Consider the following 11,840-nt stretch of genomic DNA (forward strand, 5'->3'; position numbering starts at 1 on the left):
ATGTTGAAAAACATAGACACTATATATAATAATATCTTATCTGCTTTGGTTATTAACAATAAATCACCAAATGACTTATCCCAATTTACTGGAGACGAGTTTTTAGAAGCCTTTGGACCGGAATTTCAGAAACAACTTTCTGCTGCAGGAAAAGAAACCTTTGCGATATTAAAGCAAACTGATACTAGCCCAGTACTAGAAAAATTTAACGCGGCTAGAGAGACTCATGAAAAAATATTTACTGAAACTAGAAAAGAATTTCTAACAACCTTTAGCTTAGATCCGGCACTTAGTAATGCACAAGCTAAGTTAAATCGAACTAAAGAAAATTTGCTAAAAGATTTAACCGGTATGTTAAACACAAATGGACTCGTTTTTACTACCGATGATAAGGATAAGATTAAAGCGGCTTTCAATGAACATCTCAATAAAAATTATAACCAGCTGAACGATTATTTAGAGAAATGGAAAACCTTACTACCCTCTACTTTCGCCAAACTTCAGTTTCATTCAGATAATATATCAATCAGAAATAAACAACAAAAAAATATAAATTTTACAGTTGAGCCGTTACCAGCGCTTGAAGAATTAAAAGTTCCAACAAAACCAGAATCAAAAATAGACCGCAAGGTTGACATAGAAAATATCAAAAAACAAATTCGGATTGATATAGCCAATGGAAACAACGACATAGTTCTTCAGCTCATTGATGCTGAAGATTATGCAATGTTCAAGAAAATAGCTGATATTGGTATTCAACATAGAACACCGGCTTTAGCCCTACTTTATTTACTCATTTTATTTTTGCTTAGGGGTATCTATAACAATAAAAATAGAATTGTTAAAGCCTTAGAGGAACTCATCCAAGAAGGTCATCAAATCGATCTTAGCAAAATAAGATTTAAGGCAACTTCTCCAGCAACTTCTGATGAAAAGGGGAAAATTACTCAAGAAGTAGGTCCTTTAGATGTTGACAGTATAAAAAGATTACAGTCAATTATGGATAAAAGAAATGAAGACTTGTCTGAACACCATCGACAACTATTAACGAATAAAAAACCGGGATCAATAACTCCTACTTCAAGCGATTCTGGTTATAATTCAGAGACCGAAGAAGAGGAAGTAATACCCTACTTAAGATCAAGAGGACCCTAGTTTCTTTTCAAAAACTATGCCTAAATGAAAAAATACATGTATCGATTGGCTATTCGGGTGAAATAAAAAAACAGGATTTTATTTACTTGATGTGTAAGGAATGCTGCTGCGTAAACTGTCTAGACGCGGTAAGCGATTATGTAATATTTGGGTTTTATTATCGGGTGTAAAATTAGTTACTTTTATTTTGTACCTTTCACATTCGAGCCAAGCAAAGCGCTTGGCTGCGTCCAATCCATCAAATTGTAGCTTTTTAGCTCCGCGTTCACTCAACAACTTAATTATCGCCCTCACAGTTATCAGTAATCTTCCCGTTGTGTAACTGCCATAATATTTTCCAGCAGCTGTTTTCAGATGTGTGCCATAATCAAAAATTTGATAACCTTGTTCAATTTGGATAATATTTGGCCTGGATAATATTGCGCTTCCGCTTCCTGAACTATCTCCTTGGCTTCCGTCCTCCACAGAAACTTCAAAATAACCCCATAAAAGCAACAAATACACATAGGCTTGTGGATTAATCTCTGAATTCTGTGTAATTTCAGCAAGCTGGGTAAATAGCTCATCTAAATTTAAATTGAATTCAGCATCTTTCATGAATCATTAAACCTTTTTTTAATATAAAAACTATCAGACGGCTACCTCAGCTGCAGTTCTCGCAGCGCTACTAGCACCACTACCACCTGCGGCTGATCCACCACCACCGCCAGCAGGAGGTACGCCACCACCTGATCCTCCTCCTCCACCAGTAGGAGGTGATCCATCGCCACCCTCTGTGCCGCCAGAGCTGCTAGCAGAGGTTTGGTTGCCTGGCAACATAGCATTTGACATCTGTGAACCCGCTGCAGCCGTCTCACTAATCGTTTGATTGTTAGGTGCTAATTGACCCACTTGACCTATATCACGATCATGTTGACCGCGAATACTCTGCAACATGGATTCCTCATGACCACTTTCTTGTGGGCCACCGATCCAGCGCAGTACCTTATTTGGCACCTCATAAATCATCGCAAAGCTACGATTAACAATAGCTAATATTGCGGCGGTATAAATAGCCATCATCGCTAACTGATAAACAATACTGAATATATCGCCGTTATATTCCGTTAAAAATTGTACTGCAATAGCAAAACCACGATTAAATACTGACAGCGCAACATAGGATAAAATAATCCCGAAAATTAAACCAAATATCATTAGCATGGGCCGTAAGAAAACGCTAGCCAGCAACATAACCGATTGCTCTGCCTTTCCTAAAAAGTCATGCCCTTCAGGGTGAGTAATACCTAATGCTACTAATGGTGCAGCTAAAATTGCCTCTAATACGACTGCAAACCATGTAATAGCACCAAACGTAAATAGGAAAAATGGAATAAGCGGTACGTAATAAGATAATACCGAACCCAGAACCAAATTAACTCCCATCCAAATAGTAATTAATGGCATTATTAACGATACGATGAGCATAGCAACCAAACCCGCTACAATTGCAGGCCCAGGGAAGAAAAACGAAACCACACCACCTACTCCCCCTAATACTGCAACAGTGGCCAAAATAGATATCCATATTTGCTCAACCATAGTGACTAGGCCATTTCCTACCGAGACTAAAGCAAAAATAGGATCCATATTTTTTTTATTTATATTATCTGCAAACGTTTTTTCGAAGTCATATACGCGCGGGAATATAATATGCATTATTCCAGATACGATAGTCCCTCCAAATTGTTCTCCTGAATTAGCTGGGAAAGAAGGATCTGGATTAAGCCCTGGGTTGTTATTCATTCCTGCCCTGGCAATCTCGGCAGTAACATATTGGTCGATAACCCCATTATTAATCGGCAAATTATTTTTTAAATTAATTTTAACATTATCGTCAACGATATCATTAAAACTACCTTTCTCGTAGGCTGGATTAAACAGAGGTATCAATTTATCCTTAATAGCCAGCATTCCTGTATTATTTTTGATACTTTGATTTAAACGCGCCATGTTATAGTAGTAACTTCCTGCCAGTATCCAACCTGTATCTTTAGCCTTCTTGATGAATTCCTTATATTTTTTATTAGCCTCGTCATCTAAGGATCGCAAAGCGGGTTTTACAATACCAAGATAATCATCCCCCGTATCCACTAAGGCATCCGGATTAAAAATACTATCTTCTGGCTTTAAATGAACTGGAATTACCGGTTTTCCTGCAGAGGGGGGTACTAATTCATTCGCAATTGATTTAGCTAATCCGCCTAAATCTAACGTCATTTGTCTCGCTGCAATACTGGCACTATCATTCGCTGTCAATTGTGCTGGGTTATAAACTTGGTCATTATCACTTTTTCCAATAAAGTTCCAAGAAACATTTCCACACATACCGATATATTTATTGTAAGGTGTATTGATCAAACCTTCTTTTCCAGGAAATGTTATAAAACCACCTGTGTCTTTTGAGTAATTTATCGGTAAACCGGTGTTTAATCCATCAGGACCTTTACCTGTCACAGACAGAGAACTCATAAAATCGGGAACAGACAACGTTGAAGGAGTAACTCCTGCTGAATGAGAAGGTACTTCAACAAACGATGTATTTTGACGTTTTAAAGCATTTTGTACCGCTAGCATGCAGGTTTCTAATTTCAAAATACTTCCTGCATTATTGATAAGAAAAGTATTATTTGCTTTACCAGAATCTGGATTAGGTGCTAAGGATTGGATAGGCTCGACAATAGTTCCATTACGATTCATATAATTTAAGGCGACATTCCAAACTTCATCCGCCGCACCTATTCCTTGTACTACCACCCACATCACCATGATTTGTATAAAGGAGTAACCGGTTGCCTTAGGTAATAATAAACCAACTCCCATAACCGTTCTAACTGGCACCCAAATCGAAGACCATTTCTTACCTAGAAATTCGCCTTCATGTGAGGTATTTAAGATAGATACAAATAAGACATAGCTTAATATCATGGAAGCCATGACTAATATAATGGAATTAAATGCGCCAAACATTGTTCCTAAAATCTGACTTCCTGTTCCATGTAATACGCCATCCACCACGCCGAAAATAGTCGCTAAATACGACATGGATAAATCGGTACTGGGTGGTGTTAAGCTTAAGGTATCCGCTAATAACAAGGATGGAAACAAGTAAAGAAAGCCACTTAATAGAAACCTTTTCATTATTTTTTCTTTCCAATAATAAATTGACTGCCCAACCAATCACGAAAACCACAACCTAAACGACGCTGTTTAATTTGAAAAAGCCAAAAATGATAGCGAAAAATTTGCGTTAAAATAATAATACTAATGCCTAGACAAGGAAAAAACCCTCGCAAAGCATGATTATAAAAAAGATAAATGCCATAGCTAATGCTAAGAAAGAAAAGAAAAATCCATACCTTCATCAAACGTGTAAATTCTTTGCTACGTTGAATTAAATCAGCTGGAGTCAGCTTAAGACGTAATAGTGCTTCTTCAAAGGATTCCTCGGTCTTAGCTTGATCGGGAATGAAGAATTTTTTAATAAATCCGAAAAACAAGCGGTTGCTTTTAACCAATTGTCGATAGCCTATCCACTTTGGGACATCGACAGCAGGCTTAATTATTTTTTTTATACTACCAAAAAAACTCACGTGCTACTCCGCGGTTTAATCGCCTATATTATCTTGACCGAAACCAACTTGCAAATTTTAATGACACGATACATGGAGGGCCATACAGGAACCTACGATAAAAAATTAGCTTAGGAAATCCAGTTGATTTTTTTTTAGAGTTTGATTTAGCTTGCATTAAGTTGGATAATCAAGATTCCTTTTCGGCTTTATACTTATTAAAGTAGACCAATAAAAAAGATACTATTTATGCCCGATCTCACTCACAAAGGTTCACACCTCTATTGGAAACACTATCAAGATCCCTTGATCTATCGAGTTCTTTGTTTCATGGAAAGCGTAGAGTCTTGGACTAAAGATGGTGATGACGCGCTTGAAGCAAGCATTCTAGAGCTGGGTAAAGAACTTAATGATATCGATAAAGTCGATCTCGATAAACTCTCCCAACAAGCTTTGTTTATCCGCTTAGGTAATCATTTAGGTATGTCTCGTACCTTGCACCTCCTCCAAGCTTTAGACACGTCACATCCGGGTTCTGCTGCTAAACTGCTCATGCATGCCGAAGAAATCAGTAATGGCCCACAAGATGAAGCGGGTTTATTTTTACGTAGAAATATTAGTTTTGAACGCTTACGGCTATTGGCTAGAGTTTTTTCACAAGAACGTTTGGATTTCGTTTTAAAAGCACTAGAAGGTGAATAATTATGTTAAAAGCTTGGCTATCTAGATGCGCTATAATTTTTCTCAGCTACTCCTTCATCGGTCTAGCACATGCCTATTCTGAATCAACAAAAAGCGATCCTTTGCAAACCTATCGAGATGAAATCAAACAGTCTGAAACTAATGCCTCACAAGCCGTTCTGAATGCCTTAAAAGCCAATGCCGATCCAGAAAATGTGACTCAACAAAATCAAACGGTATCTCCTACAGCAAAACCGACACCCCGTTCAAATAACGATAAAGCTTTTATCCCTGATAATACCCCTGCAAACTCAACGCATTCATCGGATAAAAATCCTTGGTTGCAACCTAATCCCTGGGCAAAACAACCTCCTAATATTTGGGAAAAAAACGCTAAAATAAACCCTTATGCGAATGCACCTATTCCTGGGCCTACAACGCCCAATGTTTCTGCTAATGCAACTACTCCTGCTCCTCCGAATATTTTTGCCCATTCACAACCCAACTCTAATACAAACCAAGTGCGACCCCATGCTAATTTCTAAGACGCTTTACTTTCAAACTCCATGAGGATGTTGTTATGTCTCACTCATCAAAAATAAAAACGTTAAAAAATAGTATTTTAAGTATTAGCTTAGCTAGCTTAAGCTTTTTTAGTCTTTCTAGCCATGCCGATACTTCCAGTAATAATAGTAGTGTTGATAAGCTTGTCGCAGGTTATGGACAAATCGCCATCAAAGCCAACACGATGAACACTGCGCCGATAGGTGATGACTTAACCATTGCGATTAACAATGCCCAAGCTGCTTATTTGTTATATCCCAGTTCACCTTTAGTTAGTTTATTGACACAGCAAGTACTAACGCAATTTGCTAACTTAAGCGATAAAAGTAATAATATCGTCGCTTTTACTTGGAACCCGAATACAAAAACCAATCCTAGTGTAGAAAAAAATCCTTTACAATCGATAGATATCAATAGCCTGCTACAACCTATTAGTTATAATGGTACCGAAGCCATTGAAGCTCAAAATGTTATTAACGCCTTAAATTCTTCTCTAACGCCTATCAATACTATCAACCTCAACCAACTGGTTGCTAATCTAAATGGAGATAAAGCAAATAACCTAAGAATTAAACTGAATGAAAAACCCATACGAGACTATCTCGCGAGCTTGCGCAGCTATTTAGCCATACAAGGTGTCGCGATGAGTAATCTTTATCAACTCTATACAGAAAGGCAACCGATAGATCCTAGCAGAGCAGATCCTGCAGTTAGGCCTGCATTAGTCGCATTAAGTAATCAAACTCAAGCTCCCGTTAGTTTGCTAAAATTAGAAAACTTTATGGCAACGCGCCGAATTCTTGATAAAAATTGGTATAAAAATGATTTGATCCAAGAAAATCCGGCTACCTTGCAGCGCCAACAAGTCGAACTATTAGCAGAAAATTTAGCGGAAAGCTATCAAACACGGATGACTTTAGAGCGTTTACTCGCTACTATGTCAGTCTTAGTATTAGAGCTCAATAATCAAGGGCGATCGCAACTCATACAGCAAGCACAAAACATCAATAACGCCAATCAAACATCAGGATAATTTTATATCTTATAAACATAACCTACATGGACCTTAAAAATAGCATAGGCTCTTTAATATCTCACAGCAATTGGGATTTTGGGAATGGACCGCGTTGTGAAACAACCGGAGGGTATCCAACAACCTTGAGGATTACGAGTTGAACGACAACACAGATAAAAACTCAAGTACGAAGAGTCTATTAGAACAGATTAACTCTCCCGCACAGTTACGTAAATTGACACCTACGCAATTACCACAATTAGCAACGGAGCTCAGATCATTTCTCATTCAAACGCTTGATCAATGCGGAGGTCACTTTGCTGCTAACTTAGGAACCGTGGAATTAACGATCGCTTTGCATTATGTATTTAATACGCCCTACGATCATATCGTTTGGGATGTCGGTCACCAAGCTTATCCACATAAAATACTCACCGGTCGCCGCGAACAGTTATGTACAATTCGGAAAACTCATGGTTTAGCTCCTTTTCCTTCGCGTGAAGAGAGTTCATTTGATAGTTTTGGTGTCGGTCATTCCAGTACCTCGATTAGCGCCGCATTAGGATTTAGTGTCGCAACAAAAAAAAATAGAACCGCTCAAAAAACAATTGCCGTCATAGGAGATGGGGCGATGACCGCGGGTATGGCTTTTGAAGCCTTAAATCACGCAGGCGATATCCATGCGGATCTTTTAGTGGTACTGAATGATAATGACATGTCGATCTCCAACAATGTAGGCGCCTTATCTAATTATTTTGCACGAATATTATCAAGTAAACTTTATTCTAGCGTTAGAGAAGGTAGCAAAAGAATTTTGGAGTCTATTCCGAGTGTACGTAAACTCGCTAAACGCACCGAAGAGCACGTCAAAGGAATGTTAGTCCCGGGTACTTTGTTTGAAGAATTAGGTTTTAATTATATTGGGCCGATTGATGGGCATGACTTACCTTTATTACTCAATACTTTAAGTAATTTACGTCAATTATCTGGTCCTCAACTGGTTCATATCATTACGACCAAAGGCAAAGGTTATGCTGCTGCAGAACAAAACCCTATTGCTTATCACGCCGTCAATCCTACGTTTTTAACGCCTACATTACCCACTAACGCATATAAACCCAAACCTATAACCTACGCCAATATTTTCGGACGTTGGATTTGTGATATGGCCGCCATCGATGATCGCTTGATCGCGATTACGCCCGCAATGCGTGAAGGCTCTGATCTGATTGAATTTTCAGAACGTTATCCGGATCGCTACTTTGATGTCGGCATCGCCGAACAACATGCGGTCACTTTTGCAGCAGGCCTAGCCTGCGCAGGTCAAAAACCTGTTGTTGCCATTTATTCTACCTTTTTGCAACGTGCTTATGATCAACTGATACATGATGTTGCACTACAAAATCTACCGGTATTGTTTGCTTTAGATAGAGCCGGAATTGTCGGTGGAGACGGCGCTACTCACCATGGCTGCTTTGATCTATCCTATCTACGTTGTATTCCCAATCTAACGATCATGACACCGAGTAATGAAAATGAATTAAGGCAAATGCTCTATACTGGGTTTCAGCTAACAACACCTTGTGCGGTACGCTATCCGCGCGGTGCAGGGATAGGGACTTTAGTTAAACAAGACATGTCGTGTATCCCTATTGGTAAAGCTGAAATCTGCCACAAAGGACTATCGATAGCCTTGCTGGCCTTTGGTTCTATGTTGCGCCCCGCTCTCACTGTCGGCGAATCATTGGGTGCCACTGTCGTCAATATGCGCTTTGTCAAACCTTTAGACGAAAAATTGTTGCGTAATCTAGCAAAAACACATGGTTTATTGGTCAGCTTAGAAGAAAATGTTAAGGTAGGGGGTGCCGGGTCAGCAGTGAGTGAGTTTTTACATCAACAAGGTATTCCTTGTGATGTATTAATCTTAGGGCTACCTGATCGATTTATTGAGCACGGTGACCCTAATACATTACTTGCACAAGTAGATTTAGATGCCGCCACTATCTTGTCCGCTATTGAACAACGACTAGCACTATCACTTACTTTTTAGTAGAGTGAGCACACTTTCTGGGCTTTTGTTGAGTCACACTGAGACTTTTTTATATTTATGATTTCTACGCTTTTAAGTAAATTTATTCCTAGCCGTAATCAACGACTACTCAAACAATTTGAAAAAACTGTGATTGCGATAAATGCGCTAGAACCCAGCATGCAAAGCTTATCCGATACGCAACTGCAAGCTAAAACTTTCGAATTTAAAGTTCGTTTAAAAGAGGGTTGTTCTTTAGATGAATTGCTAATAGAAGCATTTGCTGTCGTGCGTGAAACGAGTACTCGGGTGTTAGGTTTGCGTCATTTCGACGTACAATTAATTGGTGGTATGGTTTTACATAGCGGAAAAATTGCTGAAATGCGTACCGGCGAAGGTAAAACCTTAGTCGCAACTCTACCTGCTTATCTGAATGCGTTAAGTGGTTTAGGCGTGCACATCGTTACTGTCAACGACTATTTAGCCAAACGCGACGCGGAATGGATGAGACCAGTCTATAATTTTCTAGGGTTAAGTACGGGGGTTATCGTATCCGATCTTCCACTTCCTGAGCGTCAAGCTGCTTACGCGGCTGATATTACCTATGGTACCAATAACGAATTTGGTTTTGATTACCTACGCGATAATATGGCTTTTTCTTTGGCAGAGAAATCACAACGCATTTTAAACTTTGCCATTGTCGATGAAGTGGATTCCATCTTAATCGATGAAGCACGCACTCCATTAATTATTTCAGGAGCCAGTGAAGAAAGTTCTGAACTTTATATCAAAATCAATCAAATTATACCTAAACTCGTTTTAAGAAAAGAAGAAGACGGTCCTGGCGATTTTTATCTCGATGAAAAAGCGAAACAAGCCTATTTAACAGAAGAAGGACATCAAAAATTAGAAGAGTTATTAGTAAAACAAGGTTTATTAAATTCCGGTGAAAATTTATACCATCTCACTAATATTGGCCTGATGCATCATGTTTATGCGGCACTACGTGCACATTATTTATTCCAACGTGACATCGATTATATCGTGCAAAATAATCAAGTGATCATTGTCGATGAACATACTGGCCGTTTAATGTCGGGTCGACGCTGGTCTGATGGTTTACACCAAGCGGTTGAAGCCAAAGAAAAAGCAAACATTCAAAACGAAAATCAAACGTTAGCTTCAATTACATTTCAGAACTACTTTCGCCTGTATCATAAATTGGCGGGAATGACCGGTACAGCCGATACTGAAGCCTATGAATTCCAACAAATTTATAATTTAGAAGTTGTCGTGATTCCCACGCACTTACCGGTTTCTCGCCAAGATTTAGCCGATCAAATTTTCCTGACTAAAGACGAAAAATTTAATGCCATTATCGATGATATTAAAGCCTGTCAGGCACGTAAACAACCGGTATTAGTCGGGACTGCATCGATAGAAACATCAGAATATTTATCGCAACTTCTGCAAAAAGAAAACATTCCGCATCAAGTACTGAATGCCAAGTTTCACGAAAAAGAAGCACAAATTATTGCTGAAGCCGGTCGTCCTGGCACAGTAACCATTGCCACCAATATGGCTGGCCGAGGAACAGATATCGTCTTAGGTGGTAATTTAAAAGCTGAACTCGCTGCCTTACCGAGTGGTAGCTCTGCCAAAGAAATTACACAGCATAAACTCAACTGGCAAAAAAAACATGATGAAGTAATTGCCGCAGGTGGTTTACATATCATTGGTAGCGAACGACATGAATCCCGTCGTATCGATAATCAATTACGAGGTCGTTCGGGAAGACAAGGTGATCCAGGCTCTTCACGTTTTTATTTATCCTTACAAGATAATTTAATGCGGATTTTTGCATCGGATCGAGTTGCCATGATTATGCAAAAGATTGGCATGCAACCGGGCGAAGCCATTGAGCATCGCTGGATAACACGTGCTATAGAAAATGCACAACGTAAAGTTGAAGGTCGTAATTTTGATGTACGTAAACAATTATTAGAATTTGATAACGTGGCTAACGAACAACGTAAAGTAATTTATGAACAACGTAACGAGTTATTGGCTACAGAAGATATTTCACCTGTCATTAATAATTTATGGACTGATGTTATCTATAGCGCTATTGAACACTCTATTCCGCCGCAAAGTTTAGAAGAGCAATGGAATATATCCAACTTAAAAAATCAGTTGAAACAAGATTTTTGTCTAGATTTACCCATAGACACTTGGTTAGAAGATCCGAATTGTTTAGAAGAAAATCTCCGCGAAAAAATATTACTCGCCGCTCAAAACGCTTACGCTGAAAAAGAAAATTTATTTGGTTCTCCGACACTACGTCAAGTTGAAAAAACCTTAATGCTACAAACACTCGATACTTTGTGGAAAGATCATCTCGCGGCTATGGATCATTTACGCCAAGGGATACATCTGCGTGGCTATGCACAAAAAAATCCGAAACAAGAATACAAGCGCGAATCCTTTTTGTTATTTGCTGAACTTTTAGAACAGTTAAAATATCAAATCATTAGTTTACTGAGCTGTCTGCAAATAAGAACACCTGAAGATGCCGAACGCTTAGAGGAACAACGACGCCAACAAATGCCACAATTACTCGATTTTCAACATCAAGATTTACTGGCAGCCGATGAGACTTCGTTAACTAATGAAACTGCATCCACACTTAGTACGCGAAATACTAATAAAACGGGACGCAATGATCCTTGCCCTTGCGACTCTGGAAAAAAATATAAACATTGCCATGGTAAAATCAATTAATTTA

General features: G+C 38.8%; 9 protein-coding genes. 6 read left to right on the forward strand and 3 right to left on the reverse strand.

Annotated features, from left to right (window positions below; all coding sequences use genetic code 11):
• Positions 1–1,155: a hypothetical protein gene (locus A1D18_RS04360; protein WP_071662594.1), complete on the forward strand. Its 1,155-nt coding sequence runs from the start codon at positions 1–3 to the stop codon at positions 1,153–1,155.
• Positions 1,156–1,233: 78 nt separating this feature from the next.
• Here A1D18_RS04360 and A1D18_RS04365 read toward each other — a convergent pair whose 3' ends face one another.
• Genes A1D18_RS04365 through icmV form a run of 3 tightly spaced genes read right to left on the reverse strand, consistent with a single transcriptional unit; the run spans position 1,234 to position 4,787 of the window.
• Positions 1,234–1,752: a regulator of G-protein signaling domain-containing protein gene (locus A1D18_RS04365; RefSeq protein ID WP_071662595.1), complete on the reverse strand. Its 519-nt coding sequence runs from the start codon at positions 1,750–1,752 to the stop codon at positions 1,234–1,236.
• Positions 1,753–1,785: 33 nt separating this feature from the next.
• Positions 1,786–4,335 carry a type IVB secretion system protein DotA gene (gene dotA / locus A1D18_RS04370; RefSeq protein WP_071662596.1) on the reverse strand — a complete coding sequence of 850 codons (2,550 nt, stop codon included), beginning with the start codon at positions 4,333–4,335 and terminating at the stop codon, positions 1,786–1,788.
• Positions 4,335–4,787: a type IVB secretion system protein IcmV gene (gene icmV / locus A1D18_RS04375; protein WP_071662597.1), complete on the reverse strand. Its 453-nt coding sequence runs from the start codon at positions 4,785–4,787 to the stop codon at positions 4,335–4,337. The genes dotA and icmV overlap by 1 nt, the downstream gene beginning before the upstream one ends.
• A gap of 228 nt (positions 4,788–5,015) precedes the next feature.
• Here icmV and icmW point away from each other — a divergent pair, with 228 nt between their 5' ends.
• The 5 genes from icmW to secA all read left to right on the forward strand — a co-directional run bounded on the left by icmW (position 5,016) and on the right by secA (position 11,836).
• On the forward strand, positions 5,016–5,468 hold the full coding sequence (icmW, locus tag A1D18_RS04380; RefSeq protein ID WP_071662598.1) for a type IVB secretion system protein IcmW: 453 nt from the start codon (positions 5,016–5,018) through the stop codon (positions 5,466–5,468).
• 2 nt (positions 5,469–5,470) lie between these two features.
• Positions 5,471–5,992: a hypothetical protein gene (locus tag A1D18_RS04385; RefSeq protein ID WP_071662599.1), complete on the forward strand. Its 522-nt coding sequence runs from the start codon at positions 5,471–5,473 to the stop codon at positions 5,990–5,992.
• A gap of 35 nt (positions 5,993–6,027) precedes the next feature.
• A complete protein-coding gene (locus tag A1D18_RS04390) occupies positions 6,028–7,044 on the forward strand; it encodes a hypothetical protein (protein ID WP_071662600.1) in 1,017 nt (338 codons plus the stop codon).
• A 139-nt stretch (positions 7,045–7,183) separates the two neighbouring features.
• Complete coding sequence (gene dxs, locus A1D18_RS04395; protein ID WP_071662601.1) at positions 7,184–9,076, forward strand: 1-deoxy-D-xylulose-5-phosphate synthase; 1,893 nt, start codon at positions 7,184–7,186, stop codon at positions 9,074–9,076.
• A gap of 57 nt (positions 9,077–9,133) precedes the next feature.
• The gene (gene secA / locus A1D18_RS04400) at positions 9,134–11,836 is read left to right on the forward strand and encodes a preprotein translocase subunit SecA (RefSeq protein ID WP_071662602.1); all 2,703 of its coding nucleotides are present in this window, start codon (positions 9,134–9,136) and stop codon (positions 11,834–11,836) included.
• The last annotated feature ends 4 nt before the right edge of the window (positions 11,837–11,840 follow it).

This window comes from Candidatus Rickettsiella isopodorum, from assembly GCF_001881495.1.
Classification (GTDB): Bacteria; Pseudomonadota; Gammaproteobacteria; order Diplorickettsiales; family Diplorickettsiaceae; genus Aquirickettsiella; species Aquirickettsiella isopodorum.

Coding starts and splice junctions, on each gene's coding strand:
- A1D18_RS04360 (WP_071662594.1), top strand. CDS start 1: ATGTTGAAAAACATAGACACTATATATAATAATATCTTATCTGCTTTG.
- A1D18_RS04365 (WP_071662595.1), bottom strand. CDS start 1,752: ATGAAAGATGCTGAATTCAATTTAAATTTAGATGAGCTATTTACCCAG.
- dotA (WP_071662596.1), bottom strand. CDS start 4,335: ATGAAAAGGTTTCTATTAAGTGGCTTTCTTTACTTGTTTCCATCCTTG.
- icmW (WP_071662598.1), top strand. CDS start 5,016: ATGCCCGATCTCACTCACAAAGGTTCACACCTCTATTGGAAACACTAT.
- A1D18_RS04385 (WP_071662599.1), top strand. CDS start 5,471: ATGTTAAAAGCTTGGCTATCTAGATGCGCTATAATTTTTCTCAGCTAC.
- A1D18_RS04390 (WP_071662600.1), top strand. CDS start 6,028: ATGTCTCACTCATCAAAAATAAAAACGTTAAAAAATAGTATTTTAAGT.
- secA (WP_071662602.1), top strand. CDS start 9,134: ATGATTTCTACGCTTTTAAGTAAATTTATTCCTAGCCGTAATCAACGA.